The 21,173-nt window shown below is 56.3% G+C and carries 23 protein-coding genes and 1 tRNA gene; 15 read left to right on the plus strand and 9 right to left on the minus strand.

All coding sequences use genetic code 11. The annotated features are described in order from the left end of the window. The first annotated feature begins 14 nt into the window (after positions 1 to 14). A complete protein-coding gene (locus EPN93_14575; GenBank protein ID TAL33254.1) occupies positions 15 to 1,088 on the plus strand; it encodes an RnfABCDGE type electron transport complex subunit D in 1,074 nt (357 codons plus the stop codon). 1 nt (position 1,089) lies between these two features. Here the strand turns inward: EPN93_14575 and EPN93_14580 are convergent, their stop codons facing one another. Together EPN93_14580 and EPN93_14585 are read right to left on the minus strand one after the other, a co-directional pair. Then, on the minus strand, positions 1,090 to 2,781 hold the full coding sequence (locus EPN93_14580; protein ID TAL33255.1) for an AMP-dependent synthetase: 1,692 nt from the start codon (positions 2,779 to 2,781) through the stop codon (positions 1,090 to 1,092). 242 nt (positions 2,782 to 3,023) lie between these two features. Further along, positions 3,024 to 4,016, minus strand: a complete 993-nt coding sequence (locus tag EPN93_14585) for an MBL fold metallo-hydrolase (GenBank protein ID TAL33256.1) — start codon at positions 4,014 to 4,016, stop codon at positions 3,024 to 3,026. Positions 4,017 to 4,125: 109 nt separating this feature from the next. Here EPN93_14585 and EPN93_14590 point away from each other — a divergent pair, with 109 nt between their 5' ends. Further along, the gene (locus tag EPN93_14590) at positions 4,126 to 4,908 is read left to right on the plus strand and encodes a DUF2461 domain-containing protein (GenBank protein ID TAL33257.1); all 783 of its coding nucleotides are present in this window, start codon (positions 4,126 to 4,128) and stop codon (positions 4,906 to 4,908) included. Between the two features lie 66 nt (positions 4,909 to 4,974). Next, positions 4,975 to 5,484 (plus strand): flavin reductase family protein, encoded by a 510-nt coding sequence (locus EPN93_14595; GenBank protein TAL33258.1) that lies wholly within the window; start codon positions 4,975 to 4,977, stop codon positions 5,482 to 5,484. Between the two features lie 179 nt (positions 5,485 to 5,663). Here EPN93_14595 and EPN93_14600 read toward each other — a convergent pair. Then, a tRNA-Phe gene (locus EPN93_14600) sits at positions 5,664 to 5,736 on the minus strand. Positions 5,737 to 5,763: 27 nt separating this feature from the next. Between EPN93_14600 and EPN93_14605 the strand changes: the two genes are divergently transcribed. Beyond that, positions 5,764 to 6,705 carry a tetratricopeptide repeat protein gene (locus tag EPN93_14605; protein ID TAL33259.1) on the plus strand — a complete coding sequence of 314 codons (942 nt, stop codon included), beginning with the start codon at positions 5,764 to 5,766 and terminating at the stop codon, positions 6,703 to 6,705. Between the two features lie 4 nt (positions 6,706 to 6,709). Here EPN93_14605 and EPN93_14610 read toward each other — a convergent pair whose 3' ends face one another. Then, positions 6,710 to 8,716 (minus strand): tetratricopeptide repeat protein, encoded by a 2,007-nt coding sequence (locus EPN93_14610; GenBank protein TAL33260.1) that lies wholly within the window; start codon positions 8,714 to 8,716, stop codon positions 6,710 to 6,712. A 518-nt stretch (positions 8,717 to 9,234) separates the two neighbouring features. On the opposite strand from EPN93_14610, the gene EPN93_14615 reads away from it, so the two are divergent. The 6 genes from EPN93_14615 to EPN93_14640 all read left to right on the plus strand — a co-directional run bounded on the left by EPN93_14615 (position 9,235) and on the right by EPN93_14640 (position 15,690). Beyond that, the gene (locus EPN93_14615; protein TAL33261.1) at positions 9,235 to 9,687 is read left to right on the plus strand and encodes a hypothetical protein; all 453 of its coding nucleotides are present in this window, start codon (positions 9,235 to 9,237) and stop codon (positions 9,685 to 9,687) included. Positions 9,688 to 9,911: 224 nt separating this feature from the next. Continuing rightward, positions 9,912 to 10,928, plus strand: a complete 1,017-nt coding sequence (gene mltG, locus EPN93_14620; GenBank protein TAL33262.1) for an endolytic transglycosylase MltG — start codon at positions 9,912 to 9,914, stop codon at positions 10,926 to 10,928. An 8-nt stretch (positions 10,929 to 10,936) separates the two neighbouring features. Then, entirely contained in the window at positions 10,937 to 11,245 is a 309-nt protein-coding gene (higA, locus tag EPN93_14625) for an addiction module antidote protein, HigA family (protein TAL33263.1), read from the plus strand. Then, entirely contained in the window at positions 11,238 to 12,485 is a 1,248-nt protein-coding gene (locus EPN93_14630) for a U32 family peptidase (protein TAL33264.1), read from the plus strand. The genes higA and EPN93_14630 overlap by 8 nt, the downstream gene beginning before the upstream one ends. After that, positions 12,352 to 13,728 carry a histidine--tRNA ligase gene (locus EPN93_14635; protein TAL33265.1) on the plus strand — a complete coding sequence of 459 codons (1,377 nt, stop codon included), beginning with the start codon at positions 12,352 to 12,354 and terminating at the stop codon, positions 13,726 to 13,728. Before EPN93_14630 ends, EPN93_14635 begins: the two co-directional genes overlap by 134 nt. 111 nt (positions 13,729 to 13,839) lie before the next feature. Further along, the gene (locus tag EPN93_14640) at positions 13,840 to 15,690 is read left to right on the plus strand and encodes a hypothetical protein (GenBank protein TAL33266.1); all 1,851 of its coding nucleotides are present in this window, start codon (positions 13,840 to 13,842) and stop codon (positions 15,688 to 15,690) included. Between the two features lie 487 nt (positions 15,691 to 16,177). Here the strand turns inward: EPN93_14640 and EPN93_14645 are convergent, their stop codons facing one another. From EPN93_14645 to EPN93_14655, 3 genes are all read right to left on the minus strand, one after another. Beyond that, positions 16,178 to 16,465 carry a zinc ribbon domain-containing protein gene (locus tag EPN93_14645; GenBank protein TAL33267.1) on the minus strand — a complete coding sequence of 96 codons (288 nt, stop codon included), beginning with the start codon at positions 16,463 to 16,465 and terminating at the stop codon, positions 16,178 to 16,180. A 100-nt stretch (positions 16,466 to 16,565) separates the two neighbouring features. Then, a complete protein-coding gene (locus EPN93_14650; GenBank protein TAL33268.1) occupies positions 16,566 to 16,946 on the minus strand; it encodes a PIN domain-containing protein in 381 nt (126 codons plus the stop codon). Then, the gene (locus EPN93_14655) at positions 16,943 to 17,158 is read right to left on the minus strand and encodes a DUF2191 domain-containing protein (GenBank protein ID TAL33269.1); all 216 of its coding nucleotides are present in this window, start codon (positions 17,156 to 17,158) and stop codon (positions 16,943 to 16,945) included. The genes EPN93_14650 and EPN93_14655 overlap by 4 nt, the downstream gene beginning before the upstream one ends. A 135-nt stretch (positions 17,159 to 17,293) precedes the next feature. Between EPN93_14655 and EPN93_14660 the strand changes: the two genes are divergently transcribed. The 5 genes from EPN93_14660 (at position 17,294) to EPN93_14680 (ending at position 19,791) form a co-directional block, all read left to right on the plus strand. Continuing rightward, positions 17,294 to 17,533, plus strand: a complete 240-nt coding sequence (locus EPN93_14660; GenBank protein ID TAL33270.1) for an AbrB/MazE/SpoVT family DNA-binding domain-containing protein — start codon at positions 17,294 to 17,296, stop codon at positions 17,531 to 17,533. Then, positions 17,527 to 17,865 carry an endoribonuclease MazF gene (mazF, locus tag EPN93_14665; GenBank protein TAL33271.1) on the plus strand — a complete coding sequence of 113 codons (339 nt, stop codon included), beginning with the start codon at positions 17,527 to 17,529 and terminating at the stop codon, positions 17,863 to 17,865. Before EPN93_14660 ends, mazF begins: the two co-directional genes overlap by 7 nt. 135 nt (positions 17,866 to 18,000) lie before the next feature. Then, the gene (locus tag EPN93_14670) at positions 18,001 to 19,149 is read left to right on the plus strand and encodes an ATP-binding protein (GenBank protein ID TAL33283.1); all 1,149 of its coding nucleotides are present in this window, start codon (positions 18,001 to 18,003) and stop codon (positions 19,147 to 19,149) included. Positions 19,150 to 19,234: 85 nt separating this feature from the next. Beyond that, entirely contained in the window at positions 19,235 to 19,465 is a 231-nt protein-coding gene (locus EPN93_14675; protein TAL33272.1) for a hypothetical protein, read from the plus strand. After that, the gene (locus EPN93_14680; protein ID TAL33273.1) at positions 19,462 to 19,791 is read left to right on the plus strand and encodes a type II toxin-antitoxin system PemK/MazF family toxin; all 330 of its coding nucleotides are present in this window, start codon (positions 19,462 to 19,464) and stop codon (positions 19,789 to 19,791) included. Before EPN93_14675 ends, EPN93_14680 begins: the two co-directional genes overlap by 4 nt. A gap of 94 nt (positions 19,792 to 19,885) precedes the next feature. On the opposite strand, the gene EPN93_14685 is transcribed toward EPN93_14680, so the two are convergent. Together EPN93_14685 and EPN93_14690 are read right to left on the minus strand one after the other, a co-directional pair. Next, complete coding sequence (locus EPN93_14685) at positions 19,886 to 20,086, minus strand: DUF2283 domain-containing protein (GenBank protein TAL33274.1); 201 nt, start codon at positions 20,084 to 20,086, stop codon at positions 19,886 to 19,888. 209 nt (positions 20,087 to 20,295) lie between these two features. Further along, on the minus strand, positions 20,296 to 20,997 hold the full coding sequence (locus tag EPN93_14690; protein TAL33275.1) for a hypothetical protein: 702 nt from the start codon (positions 20,995 to 20,997) through the stop codon (positions 20,296 to 20,298). Positions 20,998 to 21,173 lie beyond the last annotated feature (176 nt).

Consider the following 21,173-nt stretch of genomic DNA (forward strand, 5'->3'; position numbering starts at 1 on the left):
CGGACGGAACCGCCATGGCAGAAGAGAAGCAGACCATCTCCCCCGCGCTTTCGGGCGCGCCGCATATCAGATCGGACCAGTCGGTGGCCTTCATCATGTGGGTGGTGGTCCTGGCGCTGGCGCCCGCCGCGGCGTACTCGGTCTTCCTTTTCGGGACGCACGCGCTCCTGGTGATGCTGTGTTCCGTGGGCGCCGCAGTCGCGGCGGAGGCCGCCTACCGCTATGCGTTGAGAAAAAATTTCGCGTCCCTGGACGGCTCGGCCGCGATCACGGGGCTCCTGCTCGCGATGTGCATGCCGCCCCAGGCCCCCGTCTGGCTGGCCGTGACGGGCTCCGTGTTCGCGGTGATCGTCGCAAAGCAGGTATTCGGCGGTCTCGGGTTCAACATCTTCAACCCGGCCCTCGCGGGGCGCGTGTTCCTTCTGGGCGTATGGCCGGTCTACATGACCGCCTCATGGCACAGCTTCGGCGACGGCAATGTGCTCGCGGACGGCGTCATGAACGCGGCGGGGCTTTCCGGGGAGGCATTCGACGCCATTACCATGGCGACGCCGCTGGCAGCCCTCAAGGAGATGCCCGGGGTTTTTACCGGGATGAATGTCCCGCTTGACGGCCTTTACGCGACGCTCTTCTCAAACGACATGCTGCTGTCCCAGTTCCTGGGAAATACCGGGGGGTGTATCGGCGAGACCTCGGCGGTCCTGCTTCTGGCGGGGGGCCTGTTCCTGTTGTACAAGCGCATCATAACCTGGCACATCCCGTTCGCCTTCATCGCCACAGTCGCGGCATTCATGGGTATCTACTTTGCCGCGGGCGCGTTTCCGTACGTGGGACGCGCCGTGCTCTACCACCTGCTTTCGGGGGGCCTTTTCCTGGGGGCCATCTTCATGGCGACCGACACGGTCACCTCGCCGATAACCGCGAAGGGCAAGGTGCTCATGGGGATCGGCTGCGGCGTGATCACCTGCGTTATTCGGTTATGGAGCGGGTTCCCGGAGGGGGTAAGCTTTTCGATTCTCGCGATGAACGCGCTCGTTCCGCTTATTGACCGATACACCCGGCCCCGGGTATTTGGCACGTCAAAATGAATCAGTTCTCTACCATGAGCTTCCTGATTTCGCGCTTTAGTATCTTGCCCACGCCGCTCGTGGGAAGCTGGTCCATGAACTGGATCACCCTGGGCACCTTGTACGGCGCGACGTTCTCCTTCAGGTAGCCGATGATCTTTTCCTTCTCGGCCTGGTTTTTTTCTATCCCCGGCCGCAGCACGATCGCGCAGCCCACCCGCTCCGATCCCGGGCGCTCCGGGTCGGGCATGCCTATCGAGGCGCCCATCTCCACGTCCGGGTGCTTCGCGAGCACGTCGTCGAGTTCCCTGGTGAAGACCTTGAACCCCGAAACGATCACCATGTCCTTCACCCTGTCGACGATGTAGAAATATCCGTCCTCGTCCATTTTCGCCACGTCGCCGGTGTACATCCACCCGTCGCGCACGGCATTGGCCGTTTCCCCCGGCTGCTGGAAGTAGCCCGACATGACCTGCGGCCCGCGGATGGCTAGCTCGCCGGTCTCGCCAAGCTTCGCGTGCTGTCCGGTCTCGGGGTCGATAAGCTTCACGTCAGTATCCGATATCGGAAGGCCGATCGATCCCGCTCTTTTCTTTCCATAGCGCGGGTTGCAAAAGGTCACCGGGCTCGTCTCGGTCATGCCGTAGAGCTCTATAAAATTTCCCTCGCCGATTATCGACTCCAGGTCTTTGATGTATTCGGCGGGGAACGGCGCCGCGGCCGAGAGACACCAGTTGAGATGTCCCCTGAGTTGGAGAGCCCGGAAATCGGGCCTCTTCAACAGCTCGAAATAGACCGTGGGCACGTTTACCATCAGCGTAGGTTTATAGGTCTTGAGCGCGTTGATGAGAAAATGCGAGTCACGCGGATTCGGGACGCATATGACCGTCGTGCCCTGGGTTATCGTGAAACCTCCCAGCGCGAGGCCCGCGATATGGAACAGCGGAAACGCGGAAAGCGCGATATCGGAGGACTTGATGTCCAGCCAGGCGAGCACCTGTATGCGGTTGCTCATATAGCTTTTCTGCGTGAGCATGGCGCCCTTTGCCGGTCCCGTGGTCCCGCCCGTGTACATCATGAACATCATGTCGTTCCATCCGCGTTTCACCATCACCGGGCTCGCGGGAACGCTCTTGATCGCGTCCATGAAGCGCAGTACCGTTTTCCCCGGAAGCGGCGTCACCGGTCCCGTGGGTATCTTTTTCAGGAGCGTACCCAGGACCCTCTTGACGCCCGGCAGAAAATCGGCGATCCTGGAAACCACGACCGTGGTGAAGGGGGCGCTTGCGGCGACCTCCGCGAGCTTCGGGTAGAGCAGGTCCAGTGTGAACACGAGCCTGGTCCCGGAATCCTTCAACTGGTGCTCCATCTCGTGCGCCGTGAGCAGGGGCGACAGGCCCGTGGACACGCACCCGGCCTTCTGAACCGCTATTATCGCTACATAGTGCGCCGGGATATTCGGGAGGTGCAGGCCGACCACTTCGCCGGGCTTGAGCCCGCTCTTGATAAGAAAATTCGCAAGCCTGTTCGATACCTCGTCTACCTGGGTGTAACTGAGCTTCGCCCCCATATAGATGAGCGCGGTCTTATCGGGGAACTTTTTGACGGTCTCCGCGAACATCTCGGCGAACGTCTTTTCTTCATAGCTCAACGCGGGAGCCACCTTTGGATCGAAATGCTTAAGCCACGGTTTACCTTCGTACGCGTCACTCATGGAGGAGCCTCCTTCTTTCTTTTTATTGCTTCCTGTTCGCGTCTCGCGTTCGCGCCGGCGGCGTTCCGTATGTGTTCCTGAATTCGCGGGACGATACCGTCACTGGGGCTGCCTAGAAAGGGGGATCGAGGGCGGGGACGAGGGGCGTTACCGTGCGGCGAGAAGGCCGCGCGGGCACCCGGGTGCAGGCAACCGCACCCGGAGTATAGCATACAACAATATTTTGTCAACGCCGGTTTTTATTAAAGCCGGATTTCTTCCCCGACGCTGAGCGTGCGGAATACGCCAGGGAACTCGTCCCTGAACCGCCCGAGCGCCCAGTCTGAGCTGTCGTGTGGCGAGAGGGCGAGCACTTTAAGACCAAGGGACTTGAGGAGGACGATCGCCTTCTCGACGTCCGCCTCGGACAGGCCCCTCCACGGGGGGAGATCGCTTCCCACCAGCTTCTGGATATTCAGCGGCCCCAGGCGAACCCGTCCCCCCCGCACCGGGAAATGCAGCCCCCCGATAACGGCGAACACCGGCTCCCTGAACAGAAGGCGGGCCCGCTCGACGATGCGCTCGATCGTCTGGTGGCCGCAGCCGATTATCAGCGCAATGCCCTTTCCCTTGACGTGTACCGCGAGCGACTGTTCGCGGACCGGGCCCATGAGGAAGAGCTCGCGCGGAATTGCCCCGATGCTTATCACCCCCGGGGCGAGCGACTGCGGCCAGCTCACCACCTGCGTCACCGGTCCCGGGTTGTACGCCGACGGCCGGATGTCCACGGGCGCGAACACGGGTATCTTGCCCAGTTTCACCTTCCCCCGGGATATGCTGAACGTACGGGTTCGCTGTTCCTTCATGCCGCCCAGGTGGTCCAGGTGCGCATGGCTTATGAATATCATATCAAGCGCCTCCGGATCCACACCGAGTGCCTTCATATTGTCGAGAAGGGGCGACGGGTGTTCCCCCGCCGCGTTGTAACCGGTGTCCATGAGTATCCTGAGCGCACCCGCCTTCACGAGGCAGGATACGCCGGGCTCGGTTTTAAGTCCGGGCCGCGCGGCGTGAAAGTCCAGCAACGGGAGCACCGCGCATTCCTTCACTGCGCCATAATGTGCAAGCGATTCGATGCGCGTTCCCGCGATCTCGGCGAGCGCCCGCTTCCTGCCGCGCGCGAGCCGGATAAGCTTGAGACATACCGTCAATGCGGCCAGAACCAGGAGCCCGCCCAGTGTATACAGTGCCGTCATCCGCAACCTCCTCGATCCGCGGCCCGTTTTCCGGACGGTCTCCCCTGACCGCCCCGTAGAGTGCGCGCCGCTATAAAATATTATTGCATTGCATCCCCCGCGCTGTTAAATGTACATACAGTTTCTTAGGGCAGGGCGGTTTTTCGTCGAAACCGCGCCGGAACGCATCTTTACAGGAGTCGTCATGACCACTACCTATGGCGGATTTCCCCGCGAGATAATCAAGTTCTACCGGGATCTCGGGAAGAACAACAGCAAGGCATGGTTCGAAAAACACCGGGAGGAGTATGAAAACTTCGTAATGAACCCGGCCCGGGAGTTCGTCAGGGACATGGGCGGCGCACTGGCGGGCATCTCCCCGGGCATCATTGCCGATCCCCGTGTGAACCAGTCCATATTCAAGATCCATCGCGACGTCCGGTTCAGCAGGGACAAGACGCCCCTGAAAACCCACCTGGGGCTCTGGTTCTGGGAGGGCGAGCGCTCCCGCATGGAATGTTCAGGGTACTATCTCCAGCTCGAAGCCGACGGCATCATGCTCGGCGCCGGGGCATATGAATTTTCCAGGGACGTGCTCAAGGAATACAGGGATTCGGTCGTTCACCGCGAGCACGGCGCCGCGCTCGCGAAGGCGGCGAAAAAGGTCCGCGCGAAGGGGTACTATATCGGGGGAGAGCATTACAAGAAGGTGCCGCACGGCTATGACCCGGCCCACCCCAACGCCGAGTTCCTCATAAACAACGGCATGTACGCCGGCTACAACGGCAAAATCCCGGCGGAACTTTTCACGGACAGGTTCACCGATTTCTGCCTCGAAAGATTTCGCGACATGGCGCCGATACACCGGTGGCTGGTGGAAATGATCCGCCGGGCCAACGGCGGAAAAAAATAGCGAATACGCCCCGGTTATCAGCCGAACGGGCTCTTCAATAGATACCAACCAGGAACGGAGAACGTCATGACTAAAAGCTTCAGGGAAATTCCACCCTCCGCCATCACCGACAATCCCTTCACCCTCATAGGCACGGACTGGATGCTGGTCACCGCGGGCACGGCCGACTCCTGGAATACCATGACCGCCTCGTGGGGCGGGCTGGGCGTATTGTGGAACAAGCCGGTATGCTTCTGCTTCATCCGGCCGTCGCGCTACACGTGGGAATTTATGGAGCGCAGCACTGCCTTCACGCTTTCGTTCTTCGAGGAATCGTACCGCAGCACCCTCAACTTCTGCGGTTCGCGCTCGGGGCGCGACGTCAACAAGGCCGCCGAAACCGGGCTCACGGTGCAGGGTCCCGCGGCGGGCCCCCTGTATTTCGCGGAGGCGCGCCTCGTGATCGAGTGCACGAAGCTCTACTTCCAGGACATAGACCCGGGCAATTTCCTGAATCCGGAAATCGAGGATAACTATCCTCAGAAAGACTATCACCGGATGTACATCGGGGAGATCACCCGCTGTCTCATAAAGTAATAAAGGATCGCGGCGGTACTGATATTACCGTGCACCGGGTTGTCCTTTATAGCGGTTCATTATAGCTTTAGTGCTATTCCAAAAGGAAAAGAATTTGCCACGGAGAGGAGTCGCAGGACGCCGATACGCGGGACTCATCAGGGATGCGGGCTGCGGAACGAACGGGAAGTTTAGTAATGTGGTCAGGGACGGAGTCGAACCGCCGACACGAGGATTTTCAGTCCTCTGCTCTACCGACTGAGCTACCTGACCACTGAGGATGCATACTCTTAAAAAATCATGCCCCAAAAGTCAATAATATTTTTCGGAGCCTTGTTCTTTATTTACCTGGCCGGGGGCCTCATCGCGGATGAGGGCTGGTCCTACTACATGAAGAAGGCCGAGAAGCAATTCGCCGCGGAACAGTACGGTTTCGCGCTCGAAAACTACGCGCGCGTGCTGGACCGTCGGCCCCATGAAACCGCCGCGCTCAACCGCGTCGCCGCCATTTACCTGAAAAGGAACGAAAAGCGCACGGCGCTCGAATACCTTTCCCGCTCGATCGCCGCCGATCCCCGCCAGCCCGACGTCCAAAACGCGGCGGGAGAGCTGAAGGAATTTTTCGCCGATTATCCCGCGGCCTTTCATCACTACATGGCGGCGATCGGCGCGGACCCCTCACATCTCCACGCGCGCATCAACCTCGTGCGATACTATGCGGCGCTCCATGATTCGGCGAAGGCGTCCGAGCATTTCGAGGTATGCGCGCGGCTGGGAAAGGCCGAGGGCGACAGGCTCGTCGCGATGGGGGCGGCTGAGGAGAAGAAGGGCAACACGATTGAAGCGCTCGCTCTGTACACACAGGCGGTCGGAAAAAGCCCCGCGCACCTGGACGCCTTTTTCCACATCGTGGAGCTCTACCGGCGCGCAGGGGACCCGGAGGCCGCGATCCTGACCCTGGACCGCGTGAAGGAGATACGCCCGGACCTTGAAAAGGCGTACGTCCATTCGGGATACCTCTATTTCGCACAACGGTTCTCCCCGCGAAGGAAATACATGCTCGAGCAGACGATTATAAACGCGGAGACGGCGCTGGAGCTCAACCCGGGCAACAGGGAGATGTATTTCCTGCTGGCGGACGTGTACCGTTTCATGGGGGACGACGTGAAGGCCGCGAAGCTTCTTGAAAAAGCGGACAGCCTTTTCGGTCCCGGTCCCATAAAAGAGATCCCGGGACGCTGATTCGCTATTTTATCATCTTCGCGCGGCGCTTCTTGAGCGGGTAAATGGTGTCGTTCACGTCCACGCGCTCAAGGTCGGCGAGCATCTGCGGCTTCGCGGAGGAGACCAGCGTATCGGCCTCCGCCACCGTGAACAGGATCTTGCGCTTCATGTTGATCTTGTCCGAGTTCGCCGACGGCTCGTACCTAAATGTCGTAAGGTAATCGCCCGCCTTGAGCCCGTCGAAGAGCCCCAGGTTGACGACCACGCTCTCTTCGTTAAGCTTGAGAATTCTCCCCTCGTAGGGGACGGCAGCGTATATCCGGTTCGCCGCGCGCATCGCCAGGCGGGAGAGGTTGTCCTTGCCGCTCTCGCGCAGCGCGAACTCGTCGATTATCACGCCGGTCTTGAAGTCCATGACGCGGAAATTCCCGGAGATGAACCCGTCGCCCTCCCGGTACCCGCCGAACACCACGTAGCGCAACCCCTTGATGTCGCCCTTCCTCGCCATCTTCGCGAGCTTGTCGAGGTTGTCGCCGGTAAAGCCCTCCCCGTCCCTGAGCTCTTTCGAAATCTCGATCCGCCGCTTGATGCGCACCGCGTCCTGGCGTCCCAACTGCCCGAGCGCGAACGTGACGTAGTTGGCGATCTCCTCGCCCAGGTCGGGGTGCGCCGTAAGCTCCCCGTTTGCCGAAAGGTTCATGATCAGTATCCCCGGCACGTCGCGCGTCACGGGCTCATCGGCGTAGCCTTCCCTGAAATAAAGGCGTTCCCTTTTCTTTATCACGGCGATGTGCAGGGGATCTTCAAATCCGCCCTCGGGGAATATCCGCGCCAGCTCTTTGATCTCGTCCAGGAAAAACTGGTAGTAATTCATGGTCGCGTAATAGTCGCGCAGCTTCTCCCGCGCCTCGCGGTTCACGGGGTTCAGGTAGAGCGCGCGCCGGAGGTGCATGATGGCCTCCTCGCTCAGGTTTTCCCTCATCTTCTTCAGCGAGCGCTTCACGTGCTCGTTCGAAAAGCCCACCCGCTGCGGGTTACCGATCTTGTAGGCGCCCATGACCAGGAAATCCTCGACCTTCGCCTGCAGTGCGTCGTCGGAGGGCATGCGCTCCAGCGCCTTCAGAAATGAGGAAAGCGCGTTTCCGTTATCCCCCGCCTTTTCGTAGGAAATACCCAGGTTATACAGGATCGCCGCGTTCTCGGGCCATGCCGTGAGAACCCTCTGGTAATACTGCTGCGCCTTGTCGAACTTGCCGCGCATGTACGAGATATGCCCCAGGTAGCGGTTCGCCTGCGGATGTTCGGGACCGCGCGCGACCGCCTTGCCAAATTGGGCCACAGCGTCGTCAAGGTAATCACCATCCCCGTTCTTCGCATAAAATTTGAAGTATATCCTCCCCGCTCCGGCATACCCCTCAGGCGAGTCCCTGTCGGCGTCGATGGCCTTGTCGATCAGTTTCTTGGCCTCGGAAAGGCGACCGTCCTCGGTCTTGATTTCGGCCGTAAGGAGAAGCGAGCGGATGTGATAGGGATTCACGCGGAGTATTCCCTCGAGCTTGCGCTTCGCCCAGATGCGGCGGTCCATGCGGTAATACACGAAGGCAATGCCGTACTGGGCCTCCAGGTTGTCCTCGGCAAGCGCCACGGCCTTTTCGAAAAACTTGAGCGCTTCGGTATAGTTGCCCGTGCGCACCATGGAGAACCCCATGCCCGTCATCGCGTCCTGGTTTTCCCGGTCCAGGGCCAGCACCTCGGTGAAGAGCTTTTGAGCCTCCTCATAGCCCTCCGTGAGCAGGTAGGCCTGCCCCAGCCCCAGGAGCGCCTCCTTGAAGCGCGCGTTCTGCCTTAGCGCGTTCTTGTAGTTAATGATCGCGCGGTAGGTGTCCCCCTTGTCCAGGAATTCCTTCGCGACCTTGTTGTAGTAGATGGCGTTTTTCTCGGCGGCCTGGAATTGCGCGCCCATGCCGAGGACGAGCGCGAAGGCGAGCAAGCCTGTCAGGAGACGGCGTTGGGTCCGATATACGTTCATATGCGGTATCCGATCATGGTACTGAAAATGCTTTCACCCTGTACTGGAGTATACTTTGGGTTATGTCACATGTCAACTACTATTCACCGCATAATCATGGAAGACATTGAAGCCCCGTGAAGGCGCGAAAACGTTTTCGCGCCTTCACGGGGCGAATTTCCCCAAAAAATTTTCTAATTTCCACTTCTCGACCGTATCTATTTTAGATTCATTACCCTTTTGCCCCAGGAGGATAGGGTATACTGCGAACGAGCGTAAATATGGGGCCCGATATTCTTCTCGCCCTGAACACTGCCGCCGAGCGGATGGGCAAACCCCGCTGCGAGGTGATTGTTAATCCGGCGGACAATCAAAATGAACCATGTTCATATGTTTGGGTATGTCGTTTTAATCGATACTGATATTTCAACGTGTTTTGTAAGAAATTTTTCCTGACTATAAAAACATTATTGACCTATAAAAATTACATTTTATCATGCGAAGCGCTGGTTTGAATTTAATTTACATATGGAGGGAAAATGAATAGGACTATTGTGGCATTGCTTATCAGCACTATGTTTTTTGCAGCGGGTTGTTTTTCGGAGGAAAGTAAAAAGGATGATGAAGTAGGATATAAATTAACAGTTACGATTAACTATACCGGAGGTTCACCTGTTGGAACCACCCATGGTGATGTTAGCTTTGATATTTTCACGAATACTACCGATTTCACTGCGAATGAAGGCGACGCATGTATTGGTGGTTCCTGGTGGGATACAACAACCGGGGGAACAATGACGGATTTTATTGCACCAGGTAACTATTATATTGTCGCCTACTATGATCTGGACGATTCCTTTAATCTGTCTACTGGAGATTCTTATGGAATTTATGATGGAGATTCTATCCCCGGAAACGCTAACGCCATTGATATGACGAGCGGGGGGCAATCGATTAGCATTACTTTTAATAACGATAATATATGGCCCTGAAAAATACCGCCGACTATAGTGCCAGATTTAGGTAGAACGGATTTGCACTTTCGCCCCACACCCACCCGACCTCCCCCCTCATGGGGGAGGAGTTTTTATAAGCAATCCTTTACAGTATTTTAATCTAACATGTTTCAATCTCTAATTTCTCGCCCCCACCCCTATTTCTAATTGACCCGGAAACCGTTTCAGGTAACCTGCATCCTGGAAACGATATTTACATCATGAGACTTCGCACATCATACGCCGCGATCGCGGGCATCCTGTTCCTCCTGGCGGGGATATTTCTCTATTTCAACTCCCCGCCCGCGCTCATGCAGGAAGAGACCTTCTACGTCAAGGACGGGGAGCCCGTGTCGCACGTCGCGGAAAGGCTTTTCAAGCTCAACCTCGTCACAAGCGAACGGTTCTTTTCCCTGCTCGCGTGGATCGGCGCCCGGGACGGGATACGCAAGGGCAAGTACCGCATCCAGGCGGGTTCCTCCGCGATCGAGATCCTTTCCAGGTTCGTGCGCGGCGATGTAGTAAAACACAAGGTCACCTTCCCCGAGGGCTTCAATATGTACATGATCGCCGAAAGGCTCTCGAAATACGAGGTCGTCCCCGCGGCGGAATTCCTCCATTATGCCGCGGACCGCGCGTTCCTGGACTCACTGCGGATAGGCGCCCCCATAGCCGAGGGCTACCTCTTCCCCGACACCTACATCTTCGCCGAAGAGTCGGACGTCAAGGATGTGATCCGCGCGATGAGCGCGCGGTTCGTCTCGGTCATGGACGGGATCGAGCTCGCGCCCTTGAAAAAACTCAAGCTCTCACTTCACGAGCTCATCGTGCTTGCCTCCCTGGTGGAGAAGGAGGCGCGGGTGCCGCGCGAGCGCGCGCACGTCGCGGCGGTGTTCCACAACAGGCTGCGCAAGGGTATGAAGCTCGACTGCGACCCCACCGTGCGCTACGCGGTGAAAAAGTTCGGGAGCGAGCGCATCACGTTCGCGGACCTGGCCGTGAACTCGCCCTACAATACCTACACGGTGCAGGGCCTTCCTCCCACGCCCATATGTTCGCCCGGGCGTGAATCCATACTCGCCGCACTCCACCCGGCCGACAACGACTTCCTCTTCTTCGTGGCGCGCAACGACGGCTCGCACTATTTCTCGAAGACGCTCGACGAGCATAACCGCGCTGTGGATTTCTACCAGAAGGGGATAAAGAACGGTTTCACCGACAGGCAGCGGCTTGACTGAAGGGGACCATAATGAAAAGGATTCCGAATATTCATCCGGGTGAAATTCTGCAGGAGGATTTTCTTACTCCCATGGGACTGACCGCATATAAACTAGCCAAGGGCACTCACATCGACCAGACGAGAATCAGTGAAATTATTAACGGAAGAAGGAGCATCACCGCGGATACGGCCCTCAGGCTGTCGAAATTTTTTGGAAATTCTCCGGAATTCTGGATAAATATCCAGAATCATTTCGACCTGGAAGAAAAGCGCCGGGAAATGGCGTCGGTGTTGAAAAAGATAAAACCCATATCCCTGAAAAAAAAGAATGCATAATTTTCCCCTTCTCGTCTCCCCGGCCGGAAACCTGGAAAAATTGAAAGCGGCCGTGCGCTACGGCGCGCACGAGGTGTACTTCGGGGGAGAGGGCTTCAACCTGCGAAGCCAGGCCGGGAATATCGGTCAGGCCGAAATGGAGGAGGCGTGCTCCTTCGCGCACGCGCACGGCGCGAGGACCGTGTTCCTCCTGAACTCCTTCCTGCATGAATCCGACATCCCCGCGGCCAGGGAGTACCTGCGCGCGGTCGCGGCATTTCCCTTCGACGCGCTCATGGTATCGGACCCGGGGATGCTCATGCTCGTGCGCGACGAAGGCGTATCAGCCCCCATCCATCTTTCGACGCAGATGTCCACACTGAACCACCTCGCAATCAAATTCTGGACCGGGCTCGGCGTCACGCGCATCGTGCTCGCGCGGGAGGTCACGCTCGAGGAGGTGAAGCGCATCCGCGAACACACGGACGCGGAGCTCGAAATGTTCGTGCACGGGGCGCTCTGCGTCTCCTACTCGGGGCGCTGCCTCCTGAGCCGCTACATGACGGGACGCGACGCCAACCGCGGAAGCTGCGCGCACCCCTGCCGCTGGCGCTACACCCTCACCGAGGAATCGCGCCCCGGCGAGGAATTCGAGATCGTCGAGCACGAACGCGGCACCGAGATCCTCTCCTCGAAGGACCTCTGCCTCATCGAAACCCTTCCCGACTACGTGCGCGCCGGCGTGAGCGCCTTCAAGATCGAGGGACGCATGAAATCGCTCTATTATGCGGCGAACGTGACGCGCGTCTACCGCCACGCGCTCGACACCATCGCCGCCGGGGGCGACTACGCAGCCCGCCTCCCCTTCTGGCGCCGGGAGCTCGACCTCGTGAGCCACCGCCCCTACACCGCCGACCTCTTTAACGAGTTCGGGAAAGGGGGCTTCGACGGGGTACCCTACGTGAACAATGCCGTCTTCATGGCGGCATGGGAGGGGGCGGGGGCCGATACGCACACGGCGCGAATGAAAGCCTTCAACCCGGTCTACGCCGGCGACGTACTCGACGCCATCTATCCCGTCCAGGACGACCGCGTCCATGACGGGCCCCTCGTCGTAACCGAAATCCATGACGGCGAAAAAAGTGTTGCCATGGCCGAACCGGCGGGGGTATATCGGTTTTCATTCAACGGGCCCGTGCGCGAGGGATGCATTCTCAGGAAGCGCGCGGCCGCATACCAGGGGGACTCACATGCTCGTTAACCCTCCCGGGATAGAGGACATCTTTCCCGACCGCATCGACAAATGGAACTTCGTGACCGGAACCGCGCGGGCCGCCTTCGCCGCGCACAACTTCCGGGAAATCGTCATACCCGTGCTCGAATACACCGACGTCTTCGCCCGCGGCCTTGGCACCGACACCGACATCGTCTCGAAGGAAATGTTCACCTTCGAGGACCGCGGCGGCCGCAGCCTCACCCTGCGCCCCGAGGGCACCGCCTCGGTGGTGCGCGCCTATGTCTCCAACGGCGAGTACAACCGCCTTTCGAGCGCGAAATTCTTCTACTGCGGCCCCATGTTCCGCGCGGAGCGCCCCCAGAAGGGCAGGCTGCGCCAGTTCAACCAGTTCGGCGCCGAGTTCTTCGGCAGTTCCGACCCCTACTATGATTTCGAATCGATCGCGATGATGGACGCGATCACGAAAGGCGTGGGGATCGCCGATTATACCCTCCTGGTCAACTCGATCGGCTGCCCCGACTGCCGCGCCGGCTACATAAAGGAACTGAAGTCCTACTACCAGGGGCTTTCCGATAAGCTCTGCGAGGATTGCGTGCGCCGCCTCCAGACGAACCCGCTCCGTCTCCTGGACTGCAAACAAGAGGGATGCGTCGCCCTGAAGGCCGATACGCCCCGTATCACGGAATTCCTGGACGAGGGATGCAGGACGCACCACGCCGCGGTGAAAGAGTATCTGACCCAAAACTCCATCGCATTTAAGGAAGACCCCCTGCTGGTGCGGGGCCTGGACTACTACACCCGCACCACGTTCGAGTTCACGACCACGCGCCTGGGCGGACAGAACGCCTTCGCTGCCGGCGGGCGCTACGACAACCTCGTGGAGCAGTTCGGCGGCAAGCCCACCCCGGCGGTGGGATTCGCGGCCGGGATCGAGCGAATCCTGCTTATAATCGAAGACCGTGAGGTCCCGGCATCGCGCCTGGACGCGTATATCGTGCACGGTGGCGGCGCTTCTCTCGTTCGCGCGGTAAACCTGGCGTCGCTCCTGCGCGCCGCGGGCATATCGTGCGACCTGGAACCGGGCCAGAAGGGCTTCAAGGCGCAGTTCAAGAAGGCAGACAGGGAACGTGCGGCGTTCGCGCTCATCATAGGCGACGAGGAAGCGGCATCCGGCACCTGCATGGCGAAGCGCATGGATACGGGCGCCCAGGAACCTGTTCCGCTTGAAAAATGTGTTGAATTTTTACGGAAAGCGCTGCACCTTTAACAGGGTGAGCGCTCGCTCCTGTCATTCCGCGCTCATTTCCCACCGGCTTCCCGCCCCGAACGCGGGACCGGAACACGGCGAATGCGGACGGCAGTTCCCGTCAAACAGGCGATGACGAAAATAGATATATTCAGGTTTCTTGACGAAGCGAGCGCGCGCGAGCCTTTCATCATGGACGTGCTTGGGGAAATCCTCTCCGCGCAGAATCGTTCCCTCCCCGAGGGGTCCACGCCGCTTGCCACGCCCGAGCATTTGAAGAAGACCCCCGCGGTCAAGATCCCCTTCAACCAGTCGCGCGAAAAGACCATCGACTACCTGCTGGACCTTCTTGCGACGCGCTTTCGCGAGCACGTCCGCGTGATCACCTCGTTCGACTTCCGTGTGGACGAGGAGAGCAAGCGCCTCGCCATCAATGAAACCAGGGAATATACCGTGGCCATGGGGCCCAAGGACCTGGAACACATCGCCGCGCAGCGCCTGGAGCGCTCGCGCGAAAGCCTCCAGGACCTTTTAAAGAAGTTCCGCTTCTTCAACCTGAGCAAGCTCATCCGCTCGGCCAGGAACAAGGACGAGATGCTCAGGATAATCGGGAGGGACGAGGGGAAGACCTTTTTCATCTTCAAGAACTTCTCGATGGACAAGAACAAGGTGGAGGTCCAGGAGGACTACTGTTTCCACGCGGTGAACTACGGCGCGGTCCGCGATTCCATCAACATCGCGCGGCTGAACGAGATCATCGCGGCGTACAACGAGCCCGTCATGCGCCGCCTCAAAAATTTCGGCATCCTGACCCCCGCCGTGAGCGATTACCGAGACCACAAGCTGGACTACGTCTTCAATATCCTGTTGAACGACATCCCCACCGTGCTCTCGGAAAGGGACCGCATCGACACCAAAAACGCCTTCAGCCTGCGCGCCGGGGTCATCAAGAGCGAGGAGATGCTCGATCCAGTGCAGACGATCGGCAAGGATATCGCCCGCCACGTGAACGAGTGCGTCCTGTGCCCCTCCGGGGACCTGACCGGCGTGATCCCCGAGCTCACCGACGACGTCCTGAGACAATGGATGACGCCCGAAAACCTGCGCGCCTATCGCATCGTATCGCACGTGGGCGACGGCGGGGTGATTCACTTCATCGACGGGGCCCGGCTCGTCGCGCACTTCGAGGACCTGGTGAATCGCTCGATCGCCAATCCCGAAAAGCTCGACTCCATGCAGCACGCGGAAAAAACGAAGATCCTGAATTCCCTGGACATCCTCTGCCGCGTATCGCGCGGGATTCTGAGCTCCACCGAGCGCCGCCGCGAGCTGCAATACACGGATGAAGACGCGGCGAAGCTGAAGGGCCTGGCGGAAGCCTTCGACGCGTGGCAGAAGCAGAAGCAGGAAAAAGAGAAGCGGCAGCACGAAGCGCAGCGGGTTCCCGCGGCCGGCGCCCGGCCCACATCAAAGTCGTTCATCGGGGCGATACTCGATTTCTTCCGGTCGCTGTTCGGCGGCAAGGAGAGCCCCGTCCCGCGCGCCCGGGAAATCAGCACCGTTGCGGAAAGGCCGGTCGCGCCGCACATCAAGCCCTACATACGGCGCACCGCCGAGTCCCAGGCGCCGCTCATCCCCCTCTCGGACATGATCGAGCTCATACCGGAAAACGACGAGACCGTGAGCCAGCTCATCGAGGAAATCCGCGAGAAAAACGTGCGTATCGTGGTTCCCGTGTACGGCGCGCGGGACGTGCTCTACCCCAAGCGCAGCCAGAAGCTCCTCATACCCGACATCGAGTATCTCCTGGTACCCGTGGACGCCGCGCGCTCGCCGGAAACGGTAATCGCCTTCACGCAATCCGTCGAGGGGACCAAGGTGAAAGACGAGGTCATCTCCACCAGGGCGATCATCGCCATAGAGAAATATCTCCTCAAGCACTACCGCCAGCGCCGCTCGCAGCTGATACGCCGGGAGATGTAAGCCCGTAATCCACGGTTGGCGAGGAAATACGCATCTCAAATCAAGCTTGACTCCAGCCGCCGTATCTTAATTTCATCTGATGCTTTCTTATTTTAGCCACGGATTTACACGGATTTTCACGGATGATGCCGTTATCCAAACGTGCGTAATGGCCTTAAATTATATCGATTGAAATGGAATTCGGGGAATCAGTAGCCAGACCGGACGTCCCGGAGCTATTCAATACTATGAGTTTTTCCTGTTGTATCGGCCAGATCCGTGTAAATCCGCGAAAATCCGCGGCCAAATTCTTTTCGCCTCAACGCCCCGATTATTCCGCATTCCGGGCAGGATCCAGCGAATCAGCGCACGCGATCGAAAATACCCGACGGCATTCGCGGCAAGCCGCAGATATTTCCTCGTCCCCTGAATAAACCAAGGGCCCGGATTTAAACCCGGGCCCCATATGAAAGCGCGGAAATATATCCGCGCTCGCTTTTCCCGCACGTCAGGCCCCGCAGGGCTCCCCTGAACACGACGCGCACGCCGGTGAAGCCGCCGGCTCTGACTTTGAATCGGTGGACGCGGCTGCCGGGCATTCCTTGCCCTTGCCCTTCCCCTTGTAATCGTTCACGTAAAACCCCGAACCCTTGAAGATGATCCCAATCCCGGAGCTGATGAGCCTCCTGGCCTTCTCCCCGCATTTCTCGCAATTGGCTATGGGCTCGTCCTTGATGGACTGGAAAACTTCGAATTTATGCGCGCATTTCACGCACTCGTAATCATAGGTGGGCACGATAAACCTCCATAAATCAGTGAATCTGACCAGAAACGGCGATAATGCCTTTTAGTCAAGGATAATATGTCCGGGTCGGGCGCACATTAACATTCGCGCGTCAATCCAACCCGTAACGCTCCTTTTTCCCCAAAAACGTGTTCAGTTTTTTATCAAGAGTCCAGACTTTCGCCCCCGCGCGTCGGGCCGCGATGACGATCGCGCAATTGATCAAGCCTATCCCTTTCGAGAATAAATTGCCCTCCGAAAACAGCCTTCCGGCCTCGATCCAAACACCGGCCGTATCGACTTTGGGAAGGTTGGTCCAATATGAATTGATAACGTCCCCCTCCCTGGTATTCCTCGCCCCCTGCATCAATTCACCAAAAATCCACTCAAGCCCGATAACTTGACGGTTTTCCAGAAGGAGCCTAACTTCCGGAAAGAAGAGGGGATTGTTCCGCAGAAACTCGATCCAGACCGAGGTATCGATGACGATCATCGGCTTCGATTGGCGGTTCGGACGTCACGGGCGGAAAAACCGTCCCGGAAACGCAGGGGGGATTCGGATATTTCGTTATTGAGCGCGATAATTCTCTTGATGGCGATCCATTCTTCCAGGGCGATCAGAAGGCTATCGGTAATATTCTTACCGTGAGCGAGCTTCTTTACATCGCTCACGATTTCATCGGGTAAGATTGCCGTTACTTTCATATGATGCAATATACGATAGTCAATACGATAAATCAAGCGATTTATTCATGTGAATGTATGGGGAACCATATTTCAATTACTCTTGACATCAAGGTACTAATGTATATACATTGTATAAACATGCAAGGGGGAGCCATGGTCACCAAAATCCATAAATGGGGAAACAGCCTGGGTATTCGGATTCCCGGCGTGATGGCGCGCGAGCTGAATTTAAGCGACGGCGTATCTATTGAAATCATTCAGAATGGCGACACAATCGTCATCACACAGAGGCACGATAACGGGAAGCTCAGTAACAAGCTGCGTAAAATCCGAAGCTCAAACCTTCATGAAGAAATCGCGACAGGCGATCGGTCCGGGAACGAAGCATGGTAAAAGACAAAAAGTATTTTCCCGAAAGGAGCGACGTGGTATGGCTGGATTTCTCACCGCAAACAGGCCATGAGCACAGCGGCAGAAGGCCCGCGGTTGTGCTGTCTCCCGGAGAATATAACAAAAAGACCGGGCTGGCGATCTTTTGCCCCATAACCAGCAAGAAGAAGGGCTATCCATTCGAAGTCGGTGTGACGGGCATAATTTCGGGGGTGATACTCTCGGACCAGGTGAAAAGCCTGGACTGGAGAACCCGAAATGCGGAATTTGTCATGCGACTTCCGGAAGACATCCTGAAGGAACTATCCGATAATCTGAAATTGTTGATTTATTGATACATCCTCCGCCCCGACCATTATCGCATGCATCGTAAAATGGACTTGACTGATTTACGATGTATGCGATAATAGTCGACAATGAAAAGAGTGTATGAAGAGATTCTGAAAGAACATTTCCGCAATGACCGCCAGATGGCATTCGTGTCTGGTCCCCGCCAGGTTGGCAAAACCACCACGTGCCGTACTTTCGAGCCGGAAATCCACTATTTCAACTGGGATGACATGAAAGACCGAGCGCTTATCGCGGGCGGCCCGGATAAAACGCTCCGGGATGTTCGGCTGGATATATTAGGCGCATCGCCGCGCTTCATCGTATTTGACGAGCTCCACAAATACGGAAAGTGGAAGACCTTTGTGAAAGGCCTGTTTGACAAACACAAAGAGGACCTGAATATCGTCGTGACAGGAAGCTCAAGACTCGACGTGTTTAAAAAAGGAGGGGACAGCCTCATGGGCCGATACTTCAGGTATCGCATGCATCCGCTCTCCCTGGCTGAGCTGCTGAACCCATACCCATCAGCCGCCGAAACCCGTTCTCCCATTGAACATTCCGGGGACGATACGCTTGCGCGTCTCTTCAAATTCGGAGGATTCCCCGAACCGTACCTGAAAGCATCCTCTAGGTTTTCCACGCGGTGGAACTCCCTCAGGGGGCAGCAGCTCTTCCGGGAAGACCTGCGCGATACCAGCCGGGTTCACGAACTTGGCCAGATCGAGCTCCTGGCGGAACTGCTGAAAAGCCAGACGGGCCAGCTTACAAGCTATTCGAGTCTGGCACGAAAAGTGAATATTTCCGTCGATACCGTTAAGCGCTGGCTCCGGCTCCTCTCAGCAGTCCATTATTGTTATCTTATCCGCCCCTGGACAAAAAACGTGACCCGTTCGCTTCTGAAAGAGCCCAAGGTATTCCTCTGGGACTGGACACTCATCGATGACGATGGGGCCCGGTTTGAAAACCTGATCGCCGGCCATTTATTGAAAGCGGTTCATTTCTGGACCGACAGGGGTATGGGCATATATGAGCTATTTTTCCTCCGGGATAAATCAGGACGGGAAGTGGATTTCCTGGTAACGAAAGACGACAAGCCCTGGTTCCTGGTCGAGGCAAAACTGTCCGCCAATAAGCCTATCGGCAACAGCCTGGGGTATTTTCAAAATTCCACGGGCGCAAAACACGCGTTTCAGGTCGCCTATGATATGGGTCCCATTATGAAGGATTGTTTTTCGAAAATTGATCCCGTGATTGTTCCTGCGCGTACGTTCCTTACGCAGCTTGTGTAATATAAAGGATGAAGGCGCGCAAACGTTTGCGCGCCTTCATCCTTTATATATTGACACAATACCACCTTGGTGGTATATTCGTGGTATGAAAATGAAAACCTCGATAACCATCGCAAACGAGCTTTTACAGGAAATCGATACCCTCCTACAAGGAAAGGGGAACAGATCCGGCTTAATCGAGAAGGCTGTGAAGGAGTATATCGATCGAATCAAGCGAACAGGCCGGAACAAGACGGATATCGAGCTTATTAACAGCTCACTTGAGGAATTGAACAAAGAAGCTCTTGATGTTCTGGATTACCAGGTAAAATCTTGAATCGCGGTGACTTGTTCCGGGTATACAAGGGGATGCGGCATGATCAAAAAAATTATCGCGTATTCGTCGTGGTAAGCCGTCAGGCGCTTGTCGATTCAAAATTTTCCACGGTCATTTGCGCCCCCATTTATAGTAATTACTCGGGCATATCCACCCAGGTGCCGGTGGGGCCGGATGAGGGCTTAAAGCATGAAAGCTGCATATTCTGCGACGAGCTTATCAGCATTCCTAAAAACAACCTCACCGACTATATCGGCTCCCTTTCATGGGGGAAGGTTCAGGAATTGAATTCGGCACTAAGGATTGCAGTCGATAGTGAAATATAAATCCATGCCCCGCCTCTTGAAGGCGCGCAAACGTTTGCGCGCCTTCAAGAGGCGGGCCCCCCATCATCCCATCTGGACGCCCCATAATCTCGTTTCATACCACTTCATATTGCAGTGAATGATAATTCACCGGGGAAGCCCTTTTCGACAGGTTCAATATTTCAATACCTACCACCTGATTGTTACCGTTCAAATCAACAATTACCCCGGGCGCGACTTCCTGAGACTCGAAAATCGCATCATCATCCAATCTAAGATATAATGCGTCCGCTTTTTCATCGATTTTGAGCTTCATAGCTTCCCTCTCATGGTTCTGTCAAAGTAAGCGTTATATGCCCAGCTTCGGCATAATACTCAACAGTCCCTGTGGTGCGAGGGCGCGTTAGCGTTTGCACGCCTTCGTACCTGGAACCCAATAATTGCCGTTCGATCTCTAAATTCCATCATCAAGTGCAAGAAATAGACCATGTGCTATTTTTCCGTCAACTGGGGTCAATAATCATCTTACCGTGTCTTTTTATGCTTCCGTTTATTTTTACTGGCTCTGTTCCTATTTCTCATTTTTAGAATATTTCCAATCGAATCATTTTGCCCATTTAGTCCGATAAAGAAACGATCCTTCATTTGAATTCCATCTATTTTTTGCAGGATAGGTTCGAATTTGAGGAACTTCTTAGCGTATTCGATTGATATCGAAACGAGTATACAAATAGCCAGCAGGACCAGAAAAATTAACCCGGGATTTGAAAAACTGTAAATAAAATCAGGCCAATAATAGTAAAATATGAAAGTATGGAATAGAAAAACATTAAACAGGTGTCTTCCAAGGAAGGCCAGGACACGCTGCCCATATTGCCATGATTGCGTGATTTCAAATACAAGCAAAATAATGATGCTTCCATATATCCAGTCAAATCCCTGTCTCCAGAGAAAATCGATCTGATATTCTATGGCAACATATTGTCTGATAAAGATTGACAACAGGACTCCCCCTCCTAAAACCAAAAAGCGAAAATAACCGATGCGCTTCAGCATCAAGCTGATTTTCACCAGCCCGTTTGAACGCGCCAGGTAGATTCCCAGGGAAAAGGCAAATAACCATACATTTAAAACCAGAAACCATTTCGTTACTTCTTGAGGGGGAAAGTTCAGGAGGAAGCAGGCACATAGAAACCATAACCCGAATTTTCTGACCAAATAATGCATGAGAGGAAAAAGAATATAAAGCATAAGGATAAGGCTAATGAACCACCAAGTTGGATTTGTCGCGCTTCATTGAAAACGGGAAAAAAATAGGGTAAAAATAAGCTAGTAAATCCTCCGAGATATTTATAGGAGGATCACATGACCAAGAGTAAGAGACGGCGTTTCACCCCGGAAGA

The sequence above is a fragment of the Spirochaetota bacterium genome (assembly GCA_004297825.1).
Classification (GTDB): Bacteria; Spirochaetota; UBA4802; order UBA4802; family UBA5368; genus FW300-bin19.

What these genes read in the sequence shown, in the direction of transcription:
- EPN93_14575 (TAL33254.1), top strand. Translation starts at nt 15, where the DNA reads ATGGCAGAAGAGAAGCAGACCATCTCCCCCGCGCTTTCGGGCGCGCCG.
- EPN93_14580 (TAL33255.1), bottom strand. Translation starts at nt 2,781, where the DNA reads ATGAGTGACGCGTACGAAGGTAAACCGTGGCTTAAGCATTTCGATCCA.
- EPN93_14585 (TAL33256.1), bottom strand. Translation starts at nt 4,016, where the DNA reads ATGACGGCACTGTATACACTGGGCGGGCTCCTGGTTCTGGCCGCATTG.
- EPN93_14590 (TAL33257.1), top strand. Translation starts at nt 4,126, where the DNA reads ATGTACATACAGTTTCTTAGGGCAGGGCGGTTTTTCGTCGAAACCGCG.
- EPN93_14595 (TAL33258.1), top strand. Translation starts at nt 4,975, where the DNA reads ATGACTAAAAGCTTCAGGGAAATTCCACCCTCCGCCATCACCGACAAT.
- EPN93_14605 (TAL33259.1), top strand. Translation starts at nt 5,764, where the DNA reads ATGCCCCAAAAGTCAATAATATTTTTCGGAGCCTTGTTCTTTATTTAC.
- EPN93_14610 (TAL33260.1), bottom strand. Translation starts at nt 8,716, where the DNA reads ATGAACGTATATCGGACCCAACGCCGTCTCCTGACAGGCTTGCTCGCC.
- EPN93_14615 (TAL33261.1), top strand. Translation starts at nt 9,235, where the DNA reads ATGAATAGGACTATTGTGGCATTGCTTATCAGCACTATGTTTTTTGCA.
- mltG (TAL33262.1), top strand. Translation starts at nt 9,912, where the DNA reads ATGAGACTTCGCACATCATACGCCGCGATCGCGGGCATCCTGTTCCTC.
- EPN93_14630 (TAL33264.1), top strand. Translation starts at nt 11,238, where the DNA reads ATGCATAATTTTCCCCTTCTCGTCTCCCCGGCCGGAAACCTGGAAAAA.
- EPN93_14635 (TAL33265.1), top strand. Translation starts at nt 12,352, where the DNA reads ATGACGGCGAAAAAAGTGTTGCCATGGCCGAACCGGCGGGGGTATATC.
- EPN93_14640 (TAL33266.1), top strand. Translation starts at nt 13,840, where the DNA reads ATGACGAAAATAGATATATTCAGGTTTCTTGACGAAGCGAGCGCGCGC.
- EPN93_14650 (TAL33268.1), bottom strand. Translation starts at nt 16,946, where the DNA reads ATGATCGTCATCGATACCTCGGTCTGGATCGAGTTTCTGCGGAACAAT.
- EPN93_14655 (TAL33269.1), bottom strand. Translation starts at nt 17,158, where the DNA reads ATGAAAGTAACGGCAATCTTACCCGATGAAATCGTGAGCGATGTAAAG.
- EPN93_14660 (TAL33270.1), top strand. Translation starts at nt 17,294, where the DNA reads ATGGTCACCAAAATCCATAAATGGGGAAACAGCCTGGGTATTCGGATT.
- mazF (TAL33271.1), top strand. Translation starts at nt 17,527, where the DNA reads ATGGTAAAAGACAAAAAGTATTTTCCCGAAAGGAGCGACGTGGTATGG.
- EPN93_14670 (TAL33283.1), top strand. Translation starts at nt 18,001, where the DNA reads ATGGCATTCGTGTCTGGTCCCCGCCAGGTTGGCAAAACCACCACGTGC.
- EPN93_14675 (TAL33272.1), top strand. Translation starts at nt 19,235, where the DNA reads ATGAAAATGAAAACCTCGATAACCATCGCAAACGAGCTTTTACAGGAA.
- EPN93_14685 (TAL33274.1), bottom strand. Translation starts at nt 20,086, where the DNA reads ATGAAGCTCAAAATCGATGAAAAAGCGGACGCATTATATCTTAGATTG.
- EPN93_14690 (TAL33275.1), bottom strand. Translation starts at nt 20,997, where the DNA reads ATGCATTATTTGGTCAGAAAATTCGGGTTATGGTTTCTATGTGCCTGC.